This is a genomic window from Vibrio sp. T9, assembly GCF_003123985.1.
In the GTDB taxonomy this organism is placed as follows: domain Bacteria; phylum Pseudomonadota; class Gammaproteobacteria; order Enterobacterales; family Vibrionaceae; genus Vibrio; species Vibrio diabolicus.
The window spans coordinates 1-361 of record NZ_NIGY01000106.1; the positions used below are offsets into that span (position 1 = coordinate 1).

A 361-nucleotide genomic window follows, 5' to 3' on the forward strand; every position below is an offset into this window, starting at 1 on the left:
GCGATGGCTACTACTGGAGCTATGGTCGCGCCGATCCGAACACGCCTATTTCGACCGGACTTGGCGTTCCCGCAACGGGCGGTATCGTCAATGGCCAGGACGGCTACTACGCCATTCGCCATGTCACCAGTTCGCTTGCGAGTGTGCGTTCCAGTCAGCGAGCGCAGTACATCGAGGACAAGTGGCAGGTGGACGATCGCTGGCTGTTGTCCCTGGGTCTGCGCAACGACCAGTTCGAGAACTACAACCGTGATGGCGATGCCTATGTCACGCAACACAGGCCGCAGTGGGCACCTCGGCTCGGCTTCAGCTGGGACGTTAATGGGGATGCGAGTTTCAAGGTGTACGGAAATGCGGGGCG

General features: G+C 60.1%; 1 protein-coding gene. It reads left to right on the top strand.

The annotated features are described in order from the left end of the window. On the top strand, positions 1 to 361 hold a 361-nt coding region (locus tag CBX98_RS25650; protein WP_146192925.1), incomplete at both ends, for a TonB-dependent receptor.